Below are 18818 nucleotides of genomic sequence, written 5' to 3' on the forward strand. Positions count from 1 at the left end.
GCACCGTTTTTTAAAACTAAACTAATGAAACATCTACTACGCTACTTACTTTGGCTATGCCTAAGCATAGAAGTAGCCAATGCACAAACTAACATCCAAAGTATTATAACTCTTTTTGCTACAAAGTCTTCCGTAGAATGGGCACCTCCTATTCCTAACTCAACCTCTATACTCATACAATGGCAAGCGCGAACTACTTCTAATGGTTTCCACTCGTTTGTAGGTTATTATCAAGATCATTTTGTAGGCGTTATCAGCTTTGACAAACAGCAGTTGAGCGGTGAAATTTTTCACAGAGGAAAGTCCTATGTATTGGGAACTTCTCCCCAAGGAATGCTCACTGTCGAGGCAGTAACCGACGAGCACGATTGTGGTGCGAGTTCTTTGGGAAAACAAGCCCTCACTGCCCGCAATTTCTTTCCCGAAGGCGATGAAGATAAGAACGACCCACCTATCGAGCAACCCGAGATTTACAATTCACTTTATCCTAAAGCGCTAATTCACACCGATGGTGTATTTAGGCACTACCGCTTGGCAATACCGGTGGATTACAGCATTTACAATTCGGCATATTTTAATAGAAATGTAAATAAAATCAAAACGTTTTGGTATGCTACCATTGCCTTTATGAATGAGTTATATCGCAATGATGTGGGGGTGGATTTTACTTTGGTAGATGATGAGGCGCTTATTTTTACAACTGAAGAAAATCATTTATTCCGCAGAAGGGAAGCTGCTAATGAAGTGGTAAACAACGGTACTATCACGCTCAACAAACGTTACGATAAAAACAAATACGATATAGCAATTATCCTCACCGATTATCGCGAAAGGTACAATGGCTTGGCGATGGTCTATGCTGCTTATGAGCAACACAACAAAGCCAATGCGGCAGCGCGCCCTGTAAAACCTTCTACCATTGCCCACGAAATAGGGCATATGTTCGGTTCAGACCATACGTTCTCTAACGGAGGGCAATATTCTAGTAAAACCGAAACTGGATCGGGTCAATCAATTATGAGTTATGGACACGAGCACCCCCGCGATTTCTTTTCGCTCGTAAGTCTCCAAGAGATACGCAAGTTCTTGGGGAACTCTATGGCTTATTACGCCGATGAAGCTCGCACCCAAGAAGCAGGCAAACGTGTAGAGGGTACAGGTTCTAACCTTGTTTATGGGGTAAAGAGCAACAACCGCCCCCCAGTGCTTGACAGAACACATCTTAAGAAAACCTACACTATCCCAGAAGAAACATATTTCCAATTCTATCTGAATGCTACCGATCCTGAGGGCGATGCGCTTACTTATATAGCACACCCCGCTGATAGGCGCTTTCACTCTACCAAATCCAACGCTCGCTTTATGACTTACAAAGGAAAATCTGATGGTAATATACGCTTTGAAACTACTTGGTTCGAAAGTGAACGCAATACCTTTGTACCTATAGGGGCTGCTGATTCTTACAAAGAAGGTACTTTCACTTTTTGGTTGGCTGCTGCCGATCATAACAAAAGTGATAACAATCACGTAGTGAAATATGATGTAGAAGAGGTGCAAGTGAAAATAGCCAAAGGTAAAATTTTTCAAATACAAAACTTCGACAATGGCAGTACGGAACAGAATAAAACCTACAAAGGAGGACAACTACTTTCGCTTCATTGGCAGGTAGATGAGGCTATTTTTGCCAAAGATAGTAAGGTACGTATTCTTCTTTCAACCGACTCTGGAAAAACTTATAAATATGTATTGAAAAAAGAAGCACCTAACAATGGAGTTTGTCAAGTAGTACTTCCTAATATTTCTGTAGGCACTACCCACGGACATTTCGGCAAACAAAGAGGACAAGGCATCATCAAAATAGAAGTGATTGATGGCTTGGCTTATGCATTGTCTTGTACAAGTCCCTATAAAAAAGGGGGCTTTATGATACAAAAAGACCCTACAAAACCTGAAACTACCCCTGATCCTGAGCCACAACCAGCCCCACAGCCCCAACCTCAACCAACCCCACAGCCCCAACCAACCCCTCAACCCCAACCCCAACCCCAACCAACCCCTCAACCCCAACCCAACCCTAACCCCGACCCTAACCCCGACCCGTCAGCCCCGTCCGACTCGTCCACCCCATCACCTATTATATATAATGGTGTCTCAATCTCTAACCCCGAGAACTATTTCAAAGTAGAAAATGCTGATGATAACCATCCTATCTCGGTGCTCATCTTTGATGAAATGGGACTCAAAGTATACGAGAATAGTAATTACGGCAAAAACGGAGAAGTCTTTAGAGGCTATCCTAATGTACAGAATATGAATAGGAGCAAAGATCTTGCGGGTACTTATTTCTATATTGTTACCTATTATAAAGATGGGCAACAACAAACCCAAAAAGGTTTCTTATATGTAAGATAATTAGCTAAGCCTCTCCGAGATGCTCCAAGTCCCTCCGAGAACTCTAAGCCCCTTAAAACAATCACTTTTGCGGCTTGTCCCCCTTCGGGGGAACGGGGGCTACAACCCTAAACACTAACAACAAATGAAAATATCAAAACTCTTACTACTCTGCTTCTTACTAACAGCAGTAACCAACGCACAACAAAAAGCTACTGAGATCATACGCCTTTTCGGTACAAACTCCTCAGTACAATGGAATGTTCCTATCGAAGGAAAATCTGTATCGCTTGACTGGCAAGCACGCCCCAACAGCCTTGCCCAAGAAGGCTTCCGCACTTTCGTTGCCTATCACAATGGCAATTTTGCAGGAACACTCTCAATGAATAAAAATACCCTATCAGGTGAAGTATGGCACGATGGTCATTCTTATTTCATCAACACTGAAAACGGAATACTCAAAGTTACTACCGATAAAGAACACTTCACTTGTGGCACTTGCGCCGATGGACAATGCTCTCAAGCTACAACGCCCACTTCCCAAAGACTACCTATGCAACTCGCGCCTGCTAATGCGATGACTGCACGTGGTGCCATACTGCACGAAGAGGCACTTCCGTCTGACGATAAAAAAGTGCTTTACAATACCAATGTACTCAGAACCTATCGTTTGGCTATGCTCATCGATTACAGTTTCTACAAAAAACATTGTTATGGTGATATGAATAAGGTAAAAGAATTTATGACAAAAGTAGAGGCAGGACTCAACGAGGTATGCGGTAGAGAGATAGGTTGTCAATTTGCTTTGGTGAACGACCCTCGTCTTATCATCACTACTAAAGACAAAGAAATATACGATCACCCTGTGGTGAGAGAGGTATTGAATAGAGCGACTTCAGATTTTAATAACCTTATAGGCGAAGAGAATTACGATGCAGGTATTGTCTTTTCTATATACAGTGATAACCGTGGTTTGGCGCATTTGGGTGAAATTACAGGAAAGCTAAAAGGAGGCTGTATCGCCAATCACGAGTTTTATATCATCCTTCACGAATTAGGACACTTATTAGGCTCCGCACACACTTTTACCATAGGAGGAGCTACGGCTTCTTCTCATACCGAGCCCGATAGAGGGAACTCTATTATGAGTTACATCAACGACCCTAATGGCACATATTTCTCACTCCCTTCTATATACACCATCCGCAACCGTACCAATTTGCACGATGCTTATTATAGCGATAAAGCTCGTACTCAGTTGGTAGGCTTGCCACAGGACAATATCCCTTACGGTGAAGTTTCTACTAACCGTGCCCCCGTGATCCAACGTTCTACTTTGAAAAAGGAATACAAACTACCCCCCAACACTTACTTTCAATTCAATATAGAAGCAACCGACCCCGATGGCGACCCACTTCTCTATATGGCACATCAAGCCGACTTTAATCAGTTTGGCAAAGCGCGTTTCCCTTCTAATCGCCCTACCGAAAGCAACCATATAGAGTTCTATCAACCCTATAGAGAAAATGGATACAATGAATGGAAACCTGTCCCTTATAAGTTCACAGGTAAAAATGAAACTGGCGTTTTTACTTTTTGGTTAGGCGTATGCGATGGTAAAATAGGAGCTTACAAAGACGGAAAACCTCACGTACCTCTATATGATGTCTATGAAACCAAAGTAAATATAGTAGAAGGTAAGCCTTTTAGGATAACTAATATAACTAAAAGCAGTGCCGGAAGATTTAAATATGGTAAAGAAACTACTATCTACTGGGATGTTGATAAGAATGTTTTTGGCAACGATAGCAAAGTGCGTATCCTCTTCTCTGAGGATAACGGCAAGACCTACAAATATGTATTAGCTGATGGAATACCAAACAACGGACAAGCTACGGTCATTTTTCCTACACAAGCCAAAGGGTGGAAAAATTATAATCTTTTTGTAGAAGGACTCTTTAAAATAGAAGTACTCGACCATATTGCCTATGCTGTGAGCACTGACACCCCAGGCACTTTGGATATGCACAGCCCTGACATTACCTTTAAAAATTTGCCTGAGCCTGTGATAACTGTTAAAAAGAATGCTATTCCCGAAAAACCTAACGTTACCGCTGAATCTCATTATTGTGGTGCTAATAAAAAAGCTGAGGTAACTTTTTCAGAAGAAGACCATACTACCTATTTATTGCGCAAATGGGTAGCAAAAGATAAATGCGACTATTCTGCTACAGCACAACAATTTATCTATTACGAAAAAGAAGCGCCTACTAAAACCTTGCGTTTTGTAGCTCCTCTTCCTGAGGATAAACACGTACAATGCAGAGGCGATATTCCTGCCAAAGCTGAAGTAAAAGCAGAGGGAGCCGAAAACATTCACATAGACTATGAAGAAGAGTTTAGAGAAGGCGACCGTAAGTCTTACAAACTCACTCGCTCTTGGATAGCCTATGCCGATGGAGCTTTGCCTATCCGTCATACCCAACAAATTTTCCTTAAAGACACTCAAAAACCAGTACTCTCGTCTTACCCCCCAAGTATGACAGTAAAAAGCGAAGCCGACGTACCTGTAAGAGAAAACCTCACTGCAACCGATAATTGTGATGGGGCTTTACAAGTAGTATCTAGCCAAAGCAGTGAAGACAAAGACGGTAAAAAAATAGTGCGCTACGTGTGGTTCGTAGAAGATAGCGCTCATAACGAAAACCGTTATGAACAAGTAATCACTATTAATCCTAACGCTCAAAATCCTCAACCACAACCCCAACCTCAACCACAACCCCAACCTCAACCCCAGCCTCAACCCAACCCTCAACCACAGCCACAACCTAACCCTCAACCACAGCCACAACCTAACCCTCAACCACAGCCACAGCCTCAACCTCAACCAAACCCTCAACCACAGCCACAACCCAACCCTCAACCCCAACCAAACCCTCAACCACAACCCAACCCTAACCCCGACCCGTCAGCCCCGTCCGACTCGTCCACCCCATCACTTATTATATACAATGGTGTCTCTATCTCTAACCCCGAGAACTATTTTAAAATAGAAAATACTGATGAAGATCGCCCTATCTCAGTGCTCATCTTCGATGAAATGGGACTCAAAGTATACGAGAACAATAATTACAACAAAAACGGCGAAGTGTTTAGAGGCTATCCTAATGTACAGAATATGAATAAGAGCAAAGCCCTTGCAGGTACTTATTTTTATATTGTTACCTATTATAAAAATCGAGAACAACAAACCCAAAAAGGTTTCTTGTATGTAAAATAATTAGCTAACTTTGCCCCTCTGAGATACTCCAACGCCTATTCAAAAAAATCGCTCTTGCCGATTATTCCCTTTGAGGAAGTCTGCAAGAGCGGAGTATTTTGGCTCTTACCTCTTACCTCTCACCTTACTTCAACCCTTAAAAACTACCTAAAAGCTGTTAAAAAAATATTAAATCTCATTCTGTATATGGTAGTGTGAAAACAGTTTACTATTTTTGCACCCTAAAATAGAAGAAAACTGTTTTTCAATGAAAAGAAACTTTACATCACTAACAAGCAAAAACATTCATTTATTACTATGGGTAGGCTTCTTCTTACTCACTATAGGGCATTTGAGCGCACAATGTCTTACTATGCCTAATCCTGTACAATACACAAATGAGGTAAAGTCGTTGCCTTTTAACTCTCTTTCAAAGCAACGCTACGGAAGAGTTCAAGCGGAGACTACTATACGAGGCGTGACAGTAACTCGTATATTAGAGAACAATCGTCGTCTTGTAGGAACAGATAAAGGGGTAAGCTACTCTGGCGATGAAGCACCTCTTAATAAATGGCCTATAAATGAGGCTGCCCACTGCGGAAATCCAAAAAAAACATATCCTGCAGGTTATCCTATTATGGACTCTAATAGAGTGCAAAAGATAACCTATAGGTTTAGTCAGCCTATTGTAGATGTAGAAATCTTCTTTGCTGAATTTGGATATGCGGCAGCAGCTGGTAAGTTAGATTATGCTACTTTTACAGTGAACAAAGGTACCCTTTCCTTAGATATACGCAATGATTGCGGAAATGGTGCGCAACTACAAGGAACTAATAAAGTAGTTTCTAAAAGTAGTAAACTAACCGATGTAAATATAGGGCTTACTTCTACTGAGCCTTTTACAGAACTTACTATAGAAACTGATAATAGCAATACTGGTTATGGTTTTTATGTAGAGATTTGTTTGGAGTCAGTACTTACTCCTATGGATATGTCTTCTTGTACTCCTGCTACAGTTTCAGCTAATTTTCCACAAACTACTGTGGCTAACACTACCCTCCCTAATGGGATAAATGTTGTTCGTACAGTAGAAGCAGGTACTTCTTTTAGTAATTTAGGTTCTGCTAGTTATTGTGGTACATCGGTGAACTATACTAAGACTCTACCTCTTCTGGATTCTTCTAAAAAGACGCTAAAGTATAAATTTAGTAGTCCTATTACTTCAGCTGAAATATTTTTATTGGCTTTTGGTGATAATGGTAGTTTTACTACTTATGATGAGGTACAATTTGCTGTAGACAAAGGTACTATTCAGCTTTCACAAACCTATAACTGTAACCCTAGTGGTACTACTATTACCGGAGGGAAGGTGAAAAGTGCTGCGAATGCGAAAAGAACAGTGGATGTGGCTATAAAAGTAACTTCTTCTCAACCTTTCACCGAAATAACCCTTACTGACCAAAATAGTACAGGCTTTGGGTATCTTGTAGCTCTTTGTCCTAATTCAGTACAAGCCTCTCTTCAAAGCTACAATTGTACCCCTGCTACTATAGGCTCTAACTTTGCAAACCAAACAGTAGCTACCGCTAATATGAATAATGTGACGGTAACACGTACTTTAGGAGCAGGAGTACCTATGACTACTATTCCTCTTACATCAAATCATTGTGGTAGTAATGTAAACTATCCTGTAGGCTTACCTTTGTTGATAGGTAATAAACAAATTACGTATGATTTTTCAACTCCTATACAAAGTGCTGAAATATTCCTTTATTACTTTGGAGATAATTTAAATGAAGGTACTAAGGATAAAGTAAAGTTCGCAGTAAATAATGGTATAATTTCTCTTGCTAGAGTATACGATTGTCACCCTGGAGTTACTATCAATAGTGATAATACAGTAGAGAGTGTTACTAAAAAGCTTACTACCGATGCGGGAATAAGAGTAACCTCTACAACGCCTTTTACAAGAATAACCCTTACTGATGTAAATAGTGATGGAGGTGGTTATTACGTGGTGATTTGTCCTACCTCTATAAAGGTACCTCCTTTTTCTGGAGGACAATGTAGTAGCGGTATGCCAACTCCATTATTTGTTGGTACTAATACAGCTACTGTAAATGGTATACAAGTGAATATAAATAGACCAGCAGGAACAGAGAGAACTACAGATTATTCTACTGCTAGTGTAACCACTTGTCAAGCGGTATATAAAGCGGGTACTACCTTTTTACATAGTAATAAAGCCGTTACTTATAAATTTAGTCAGCCAGTAAACAATGTAGAAGTATGGTTAGCATTAATGGGAGGACATAAGGAAATCCCTTCTAATCGTGATGCTGCTAAAATTACAACTAATTGTGGAACCAATCCTACACTAACCTTAGTTTCTGATTGTGTAGGTAATGCTGCTATAGATAATAATGTAGTATGGGCTGATGGTGAAAAAGGCGTAGATGTAGGTGTAAAAGTAACTTCCGACAAACCTTTTATGGAACTTACTATTACAGATTTTAATAGCACTGCTGCCGGTTACTTTGTAGACCTCTGCCCTGCTTCAATCAAAAAGCAAGGTACTGGTAATACCGATGCGGTAACTATTACTACGCAACTTACCGCTACAACTACTGCTTGTGTTGGGTTTACCACTACCCTTACTACACAAGCTACTTTAGCCAGTCCTTTCAGTGGTAGTCTCAATTACCAATGGCAAAAGTCTACTAACAATGGTACTACGTGGAGCGATATAAGCGGACAAAGTGGTAGTGCAGCTTCAGGTGCTAATGTTAACTATAGCTTCATACCTACTGCTTCTGATAACAATGCACTATACCGTGTAGCATATACTTATACCCACGCAGGTAGTTTCTGTGGTACGATGTCACTTACTACTAATGCTACTAAATTGGTAGCTAACACAGTGTCTTCAGTCATCGCAATAAATACACCTGCTTATTCAGATGTTTCTGTATGTGCAAGTGCTACTAGTACTACAACTATTACTGCTAAAGCAACCCTCAATACAGGTATGGGAGGTACAGGTGTTACTTATCAGTTGCAATACCGTCCTACCGATACAGCTAGTTGGGTAGATCATGCTACTCAAAAATATACCCTTGTAACTGGCGGTGCTGAAAAAATACTTACAATAGAAAATGTAGCTTCTAACACAGGTTATTACCGAGTGAAGTATACTTCCGATGCCTCAGTATGTGGCGGTGGAGAAAGCTATTCTAATATATTTAAATTTGATGCACTTACTGCAACAAATGTAATTACTATCAACCCTGCTACTTATCCAAATAAAACGGTATGTAGTGGTAGTAGCTTTACTATAAATGCCCAAGCTACAGTTGCTACAGGTACTATAGCAAATGATGGTAGTGGCAATAAATTTGCTTACGAATTACAATACAAAGCCAATAGCTCTGCTAATTGGGTAAACTATGCGCTTCCTAACGGAGGAGCTGCTCAAATCTATAGTAACAATACTAAAGTAGGAGCTACTCGTACCTTTAATATTAGCACAGAAAACATAGCTACTGGAGGTAAGTTTAGAGTAAAATATAGTGCAGATATTACTGATCTTTGCGATGATATAACCGTATACTCTGATGAGTTTACTGTAACTATAGATGAGTTAGATGTTACTAATATAACAGCTACTCCTCCAGTATTCAAACAAGGAGAAAATACCTCTGTAAGTTTTGTAATAGAAGGAACTCCAGGTGCTCAAGTAACTTTCAAGGTAGGGAATGGTGCAGAACAAACTCAAACGCTCAATGCAGCAGGTAAATACAATGTACCCCCTCAAACTACAAACCAAACTTTAGAGCTTTCCGTAACTAAGGTTAAAAAAGGTTTTTGTGAGAAGACTTATACCGATAAAAAAGGAAGAGCACAAGCTACTACAGCAGCTTGTACTACTAAACCAGCAGTACAATATCCAGCACCAGTAGGGCAAGGACAGACTGTGGTAATGAATGGTGTTAGTGTAACTCGTAAATTTTCAGGTACGCCAAGTATTTATGGAAACTCTGATACAGGTACTTATTGTAGTGGTACGGTATATCACCATTATACCATCATACACAATAATCTTCCTGCTCAGTTTAGTAATGCAGTAACCTATGTATTTAGTAAGCCTGTTACTAGCACAGAAGTATGGTTGATGGTAATGAGTAGCCCTGCAACTGGAAGTTATGACGAAGTACAACTTACTACTAATAATGGTAACCTTACTTTTACTAAAATATACGATTGTTTAGGAGGAGCTGGAGCAGTTACTTTGACTCCTAGTGGTAGGGTAACTTCTAAGCCAGAAAAGGTAAATGATGTTGCTATAAGAGTTACTTCTGATAAACCTTTTACCGAGCTGACTATAACTGATGTTAGAGCATCAGGAGGTACATCAGGAGTATTAGTAGAGCTTTGCCCTACATCTGTAACTCCTGCCAATACAATTACTATTACTACGCAACCACAAAATAAAACTATTTGTGCTAATGAAATGGCTACTTTTACCTCTAAGGCTCAATTGCAAAATGCCACAGGCAGTATTCAGTACAAATGGCAACAAAGTAATAATGGTACAAATTGGACAGATATAGCTTCTTCTCAAGGAACTATTACAAGTGGTGCAACCGCTTCTTTAACAACAGCTGGAATAGCTAATTATAAATATAGAGTAGTATATAGCTATAAGTTTACAGCAGATGTTGTTGTAACGGCAACTTCTCAAGAAGTAACACTTACTAAATTACCTTCTGTAGCTTTGCCTACACTTAGTGGTAATATGACGCTTTGCCCTACAGCAACAGCTAATAATGTGTCGTTTGCTAATTATGTTACAGCAGCAGCTGGTACTACCTTGCGTTGGTATGATACAGCTACCGCTACTACTAGCAACACTACGGCACCTACTATTAATACAAATGTAACAACTCGTACTACTAAAACAGCTTATGTACGAACAATCAATAACAACGGCTGTACTAGTGGCCTCGTGACTGTTACCCTTACAGTGAACGATACCACACCACCTACTTTCAATGCTCCATCTGCTTTGAATATAGTATGTAACTCAACTACAGCTACTACAGCTATCAACACTTGGCTCGGTACGGCTACTGCCACCGATGCTTGTGGTGCAATAGCAACTATTACAAATAACTATAATGCTCCAGCTGACTTTTGTACTGTACCTGGTGGCGTTATCACTGTTACCTTTGTAGCAAAAGATACTTTTGGCAATGTGCTTACTAAAACATCAACTATTAAGTTAGCCGCTACACCTCTTACCGTAGCGAGCGATACCTTCACGGTAGGTAATGGAGTAACAACCCAAACAGCGGGTAATATCCTTACCAACGACAATTTAGGAGGTAATACTCCAACAGCAGGCCCAACAGGTAGTGTAACCATCACTGTGGTTACCCCAGCAACGCCAATAGGAGGAGGTAAAACCCCAACCTTAGATGTAAACACAGGTATAGTAACTGTACCAGCAGGAACTAAGTCAGGCACATATACCATTACTTATAAAGAGTGTGAGCGCTTGAATCCAAGCAGCAACTGTGCAACGCAAACAGTGGTAGTCAAAGTTGGTTCAGCGAGTCTTACTGTAGTTCCCGAAGCTCTTACAGTAACGCCAAGCACCAGCACTCAAACAACGCCAAGCATTTTCGATAACGATAGCATAGGCGGAGTAACAACGCCGACAGCAGGCCCTGGTGGTAATGTAACAATGACGGTTCATAATCCAAGTGGTAGCAAAGTACCGACTATGGATCCAAACACAGGTAAAGTAACCGTACCGGGCAATACCCCAGCAGGTAACTATACAATTACGTATAACTACTGCGAAGTATTGAACCCAACCAACTGTACAGGAACGCGCACTGTAGTAGTAACTGTCGGAGCAGCAACCCTTACAGTAGCAAGCGATACCTTTACCGTAGGTAACGGAGTAACAACCCAAACAGCGGGTAATATCCTTACCAACGACAATTTAGGAGGCAATACCCCAACAGCAGGCCTAACAGGTAGCGTAACCATCACTGTGGTTACCCCAGCAACGCCGATAGGAGGTGGTAAAACCCCAACCTTAGATGTAAACACAGGTATAGTAACTGTACCAGCGGGAACTAAGTCAGGCACATATACCATTACTTATAAAGAGTGTGAAAGCTTGAACCCAAGCAGCAACTGCCAAACACAAACAGTAGTAATCAGCGTAGGTTCAGCCAGTCTTACAGTAGTGCCAGAAACACTTACAGTAACGCCAAGCACCAGCACTCAAACAACGCCAAGCATTTTCGATAACGATAGCATAGGCGGAGTAACAACGCCAACAGCAGGCCCTGGTGGTAATGTAACAATGACGGTTCATAATCCAAGTGGTAGCAAAGTACCAACAATGGATCCAAACACAGGAAAAGTAACCGTACCAGGCAATACCCCAGCAGGTAACTATACAATTACGTATAACTACTGCGAAGTATTGAACCCAACCAACTGTACAGGAACGCGCACTGTAGTAGTAACTGTCGGAGCAGCAACCCTTACAGTAGCAAGCGATACCTTCACCGTAGGTAACGGAGTAACAACCCAAACAGCGGGTAATATCCTTACCAACGACAATTTAGGAGGCAATACCCCAACAGCAGGCCCAACAGGTAGTGTAACCATCACTGTGGTTACCCCAGCAACGCCAATAGGAGGAGGTAAAACCCCAACCTTAGATGTAAACACAGGTATAGTAACTGTACCAGCAGGAACTAAGTCAGGCACATATACCATTACTTATAAAGAGTGTGAAAGCTTGAACCCAAGCAGCAACTGCCAAACACAAACAGTAGTAATCAGCGTAGGTTCAGCCAGCCTTACAGTAGTGCCAGAAACACTTACAGTAACGCCAAGCACCAGCACTCAAACAACGCCAAGCATTTTCGATAACGATAGCATAGGCGGAGTAACAACGCCAACAGCAGGCCCTGGTGGTAATGTAACAATGACGGTTCATAATCCAAGTGGTAGCAAAGTACCAACAATGGATCCAAACACAGGTAAAGTAACCGTACCGGGCAATACCCCAGCAGGTAACTATACAATTACGTATAACTACTGCGAAGTGTTGAACCCAACCAACTGTACAGGAACGCGCACTGTAGTGGTAACTGTAGGTGCAGCAACCCTTACAGTAGCAAGCGATACCTTTACGGTAGGTAACGGAGTAACAACCCAAACAGCGGGTAATATCCTTACCAACGACAATTTAGGAGGCAATACCCCAACAGCAGGCCCAACAGGTAGCGTAACCATCACTGTGGTTACCCCAGCAACGCCGATAGGAGGAGGTAAAACCCCAACCTTAGATGTAAACACAGGTATAGTAACTGTACCAGCAGGAACTAAGTCAGGCACATATACCATTACTTATAAAGAGTGTGAAAGCTTGAATCCAAGCAGCAACTGCCAAACACAAACAGTAGTAATCAGCGTAGGTTCAGCCAGTCTTACAGTAGTGCCAGAAACACTTACAGTAACGCCAAGCACCAGCACTCAAACAACGCCAAGCATTTTCGATAACGATAGCATAGGCGGAGTAACAACGCCAACAGCAGGCCCTGGTGGTAATGTAACAATGACGGTTCATAATCCAAGTGGTAGCAAAGTACCAACAATGGATCCAAACACAGGTAAAGTAACCGTACCGGGCAATACCCCAGCAGGTAACTATACAATTACGTATAACTACTGCGAAGTGTTGAACCCAACCAACTGTACAGGAACGCGCACTGTAGTGGTAACTGTAGGTGCAGCAACCCTTACAGTAGCAAGCGATACCTTTACCGTAGGTAACGGAGTAACAACCCAAACAGCGGGTAATATCCTTACCAACGACAATTTAGGAGGCAATACTCCAACAGCAGGCCTAACAGGTAGCGTAACCATCACTGTGGTTACCCCAGCAACGCCGATAGGAGGAGGTAAAACCCCAACCTTAGATGTAAACACAGGTATAGTAACTGTACCAGCGGGAACTAAGTCAGGCACATATACCATTACTTATAAAGAGTGTGAAAGCTTGAACCCAAGCAGCAACTGCCAAACACAAACAGTAGTAATCAGCGTAGGTTCAGCCAGTCTTACAGTAGTGCCAGAAACACTTACAGTAACGCCAAGCACCAGCACTCAAACAACGCCAAGCATTTTCGATAACGATAGCATAGGCGGAGTAACAACGCCGACAGCAGGCCCTGGTGGTAATGTAACAATGACGGTTCATAATCCAAGTGGTAGCAAAGTACCGACTATGGATCCAAACACAGGTAAAGTAACCGTACCGGGCAATACCCCAGCAGGTAACTATACAATTACGTATAACTACTGCGAAGTGTTGAACCCAACCAACTGTACAGGAACGCGCACTGTAGTAGTAACTGTAGGTGCTGCAACCCTTACCGTAGCGAGCGATACCTTCACGGTAGGTAATGGAGTAACAACCCAAACAGCGGGTAACATTCTTACAAATGACAGCTTAGGCGGTAACACCCCAACAGCTGGTCCAACAGGAAATGTAACCTTAACGGTCGTTACCCCAGCTACAGGAGGAAGTAAAGTACCAACACTTAATGTAAACACAGGAGATGTAATAGTACCAGCAGGAACTAAGTCAGGCACTTATACCATTACTTATAAAGAGTGTGAGCGCTTGAATCCAAGCAGCAACTGTGCAACGCAAACAGTAGTAATCAGCGTAGGTTCAGCCAGCCTTACAGTAGTGCCAGAAACACTTACAGTAACGCCAAGCACCAGCACTCAAACAACGCCAAGCATTTTCGATAACGATAGCATAGGCGGAGTAACAACGCCGACAGCAGGCCCTGGTGGTAATGTAACAATGACGGTTCATAATCCAAGTGGTAGCAAAGTACCGACTATGGATCCAAACACAGGTAAAGTAACCGTACCGGGCAATACCCCAGCAGGTAACTATACAATTACGTATAACTACTGCGAAGTGTTGAACCCAACCAACTGTACAGGAACGCGCACTGTAGTAGTAACTGTAGGTGCAGCAACCCTTACAGTAGCAAGCGATACCTTCACCGTAGGTAACGGAGTAACAACCCAAACAGCGGGTAATATCCTTACCAACGACAATTTAGGAGGTAATACTCCAACAGCAGGCCCAACAGGTAGTGTAACCATCACTGTGGTTACCCCAGCAACGCCAATAGGAGGAGGTAAAACCCCAACCTTAGATGTAAACACAGGTATAGTAACTGTACCAGCAGGAACTAAGTCAGGCACATATACCATTACTTATAAAGAGTGTGAAAGCTTGAACCCAAGCAGCAACTGCCAAACACAAACAGTAGTAATCAGCGTAGGTTCAGCCAGTCTTACAGTAGTGCCAGAAACACTTACAGTAACGCCAAGCACCAGCACTCAAACAACGCCAAGCATTTTCGATAACGATAGCATAGGCGGAGTAACAACGCCAACAGCAGGCCCTGGTGGTAATGTAACAATGACGGTTCATAATCCAAGTGGTAGCAAAGTACCGACTATGGATCCAAACACAGGTAAAGTAACCGTACCGGGCAATACCCCAGCAGGTAACTATACAATTACGTATAACTACTGCGAAGTGTTGAACCCAACCAACTGTACAGGAACGCGCACTGTAGTAGTAACTGTAGGTGCAGCAACCCTTACAGTAGCAAGCGATACCTTTACGGTAGGTAACGGAGTGACAACCCAAACAGCGGGTAACATCCTTACCAACGACAATTTAGGAGGTAACACCCCAACAGCAGGCCCAACAGGTAGCGTAACCATCACTGTGGTTACCCCAGCAACACCGATAGGAGGAGGAAAAACCCCAACCTTAGATGTAAACACAGGTATAGTAACTGTACCAGCAGGAACTAAGTCAGGCACATATACCATTACTTATAAAGAGTGTGAAAGCTTGAACCCAAGCAGCAACTGCCAAACCCAAACAGTAGTAATCAGCGTAGGTTCAGCCAGTCTTACAGTAGTGCCAGAAACACTTACAGTAACGCCAAGCACCAGCACTCAAACAACGCCAAGCATTTTCGATAACGATAGCATAGGCGGAGTAACAACGCCAACAGCAGGCCCTGGTGGTAATGTAACAATGACGGTTCATAATCCAAGTGGTAGCAAAGTACCGACTATGGATCCAAACACAGGTAAAGTAACCGTACCGGGCAATACCCCAGCAGGTAACTATACAATTACGTATAACTACTGCGAAGTGTTGAACCCAACTAACTGTACAGGAACGCGCACTGTAGTAGTAACTGTCGGAGCCCCTGAATTAGTAGTACCTTCTAAAGTATATCCTTTAGCACCAGGAACTACTTCAACAGAAACTGTAATAGATACGGCAACTTTAGGTGGAAACCCAGTAAGTTCAACAGCTGTAACTATAGCAGTAGTAACTCCGGCAACAAGCTTAGGAGGTACACCTACACCTACGTTAGATACCACTACAGGTAAGATAACTGTACCAACAGGTACTAAGTCAGGTACTTATAATATTGTATACAGAGTGTGTGAAGTATTGAATCCTTCTAACTGTAAAACAGCAACCGCTACAGTAGTAGTAGGCGAGGTTCCAGTAATCACACCAGATAATTTACCAATAGTACCATCAACACCTACAAGTACAACAACCCGTACAATAGGTAACATATTGACAAACGATACAGTAGGTACTCAGTCAGCAACGGCAGGTACAGGTGGAAATGTAACCATTACTATAACAAGTCCTATCACACCTAATACACCAGTGATAGATCCAACTACAGGTAACGTACAAATACCACCTACCACACCTCCAGGTGTATATACTATCACTTATGATGTATGTACAACAGCTACACCTGTAGCTTGTACAAGTGGTACCCTTACAGTTACTGTAAGTCAGCCATCACCTATTATCCGTCCTGAAAACCTTACAGTAACGCAAACAGGTACTAGTACAACGCCAAGTATCTTGAACAATGATGATATAGTGAAACCAGACGGTACCACTGCTTCTGCAACAGGAAGTAATGTAACTATTACCAATGTAGTAGTAACACCAGGTGCTGCACCTGGAGCTCCTACTCCTACATTGAATCCTGATGGTACTATTACAGTCCCAGGCACATTGCCTCCAGGAGTCTACACAATTACTTACGATGTTTGTACAACAGCAACACCAAGTACTTGTGTAAGTGGTACAACAGTACTCACTGTATCACCTACAGCAACAGCCACACCTACAGCAGGTGATAATACTTACGATGTGCCAACGAGCGGTACAGCAACAGTAGTAGGAACTATATTGAGTAATGATACTGTCGATGGAGTTGCATCAGCAACAGCTACTAATGTAACAATAAGTGTAACTACTGCGCCAACAGGTACAGGAGTACCTACAATAGGAAGCAACGGTTCGGTAACAGTACCAGCTAATGCAATTCCAGGAGTTTACACATATACATATCATATCTGTTCAGTAGCAACACCTACAGCTTGCAGTACAGAAGCAACAGTAACAGTAACGGTGAGACAACCAGTACCAGTATTGCCAAACAACAATATGGTATACACCGATACAACCACAACTACAGCTGGAAATATCACCACAGGAGGAACTGTAGGAACTCAATCAGTTACTACAGGCCCAACAGGTAACGTTACTATCACCGTAGTAACTCCAGCAACGCCACAAGTACCAGGAGGAACCGTTCCAACCTTGAATCCTGATGGAACAGTAACCGTTCCAACCGGCACAGCAAGTGGTACATACACTATTACTTATCAAGTATGTACAACGGCAACCCCTACAAGTTGTGTAACAGGTGTAGTAACAGTTACTGTATCACCTACGGCAACAGCCACACCTACAGTAGGTGATAATACTTACGATGTGCCAACAAGCGGTACAGCAACAGTAGTAGGAACTATATTGAGTAATGATACTGTCGATGGAGTTGCATCAGCAACAGCTACTAATGTAACAGTAAGTGTAACTACTGCGCCAACAGGTACAGGAGTACCTACAATAGGAAGCAACGGTTCGGTAACGGTACCAGCTAATGCAATCCCAGGAGTTTACACCTATACATATCATATCTGTTCAGTAGCAACACCTACAGCTTGCAGTACAGAAGCAACAGTGACAGTAACGGTGAGACAACCCGTACCAGTATTGCCAAACAACAATATGGTATACACCGATACAACCACAACTACTGCTGGAAATATCACCACAGGAGGAACTGTAGGAACTCAATCAGTTACTACAGGCCCAACAGGTAACGTTACTATCACCGTAGTAACTCCAGCAACGCCACAAGTACCAGGAGGAACCGTTCCAACCTTGAATCCTGATGGAACAGTAACCGTTCCAACCGGCACAGCAAGTGGTACATACACTATTACTTATCAAGTATGTACAACGGCAACCCCTACAAGTTGTGTAACAGGTGTAGTAACAATCACTGTATCACCTACAACAGTAACTCCTACAGTATTGCCAGTAGCGGTCGATGATAGAGCTTCTACAGCAGTGAATACACCTGTAAATATTGCAGTATTGCCAAACGATACCCTCAACGGAGCAACTACCCCTAATGTAGTAACTTCTCCAGCAAATGGTACAGTGATGGTAAATAGCGATAACACAATAGAGTACCGTCCTCACACAGGATTTACAGGAACCGATACCTTTGTGTACGAAATCTGTAACTCCGCTGGATGTAGCTCTGCTACAGTAACCGTAGAAGTAGTGAATAAAATCATCCCTTACAGTGGTATGTCAGTAAATGGCGACGGTAAAAACGACCACTTCCATATTGGTGGCATAGAAAACTATCCAAACAATGTGGTACGTATTTACAACCGTTGGGGCGTGAAAGTATTCGAGGTAAACGGCTACGACAACGTAACCCGCGTGTTTAGAGGAATCTCCGACGCCCGTGCAACCGTCGAAGCTGCCGATAAACTCCCTCAAGGTACTTACTATTATGTAATCGAATACTACGATCAGAATAATAAAAAACAATCTGAAGTAGGTTGGTTATATCTCAAGAAATAATTAAATGAGTTCATAGAAAAAAGGACTGTCCAGAATCAATCT

3 protein-coding genes are annotated in these 18818 nt (G+C 42.2%); all 3 read left to right on the forward strand.

Annotation, left to right across the window (positions count from 1 at the left end; genetic code table 11):
• Window positions 1–24: 24 nt before the first annotated feature.
• Window positions 25–2412, forward strand: coding sequence for a M12 family metallo-peptidase (locus tag CBG49_RS06405; protein WP_088593843.1), 2388 nt, complete (start codon window positions 25–27; stop codon window positions 2410–2412).
• A 124-nt stretch (window positions 2413–2536) separates the two neighbouring features.
• On the forward strand, window positions 2537–5671 hold the full coding sequence (locus CBG49_RS06410; protein WP_088593844.1) for a M12 family metallo-peptidase: 3135 nt from the start codon (window positions 2537–2539) through the stop codon (window positions 5669–5671).
• Window positions 5672–5918: 247 nt separating this feature from the next.
• Complete coding sequence (locus CBG49_RS06415; RefSeq protein ID WP_088593845.1) at window positions 5919–18776, forward strand: T9SS type B sorting domain-containing protein; 12858 nt, start codon at window positions 5919–5921, stop codon at window positions 18774–18776.
• Window positions 18777–18818 lie beyond the last annotated feature (42 nt).

The organism is Capnocytophaga endodontalis (genome assembly GCF_002209445.1).
Classification (GTDB): domain Bacteria; phylum Bacteroidota; class Bacteroidia; order Flavobacteriales; family Flavobacteriaceae; genus Capnocytophaga; species Capnocytophaga periodontitidis.

What these genes read in the sequence shown, in the direction of transcription:
- CBG49_RS06405 (WP_088593843.1), top strand. Translation starts at nt 25, where the DNA reads ATGAAACATCTACTACGCTACTTACTTTGGCTATGCCTAAGCATAGAA.
- CBG49_RS06410 (WP_088593844.1), top strand. Translation starts at nt 2,537, where the DNA reads ATGAAAATATCAAAACTCTTACTACTCTGCTTCTTACTAACAGCAGTA.
- CBG49_RS06415 (WP_088593845.1), top strand. Translation starts at nt 5,919, where the DNA reads ATGAAAAGAAACTTTACATCACTAACAAGCAAAAACATTCATTTATTA.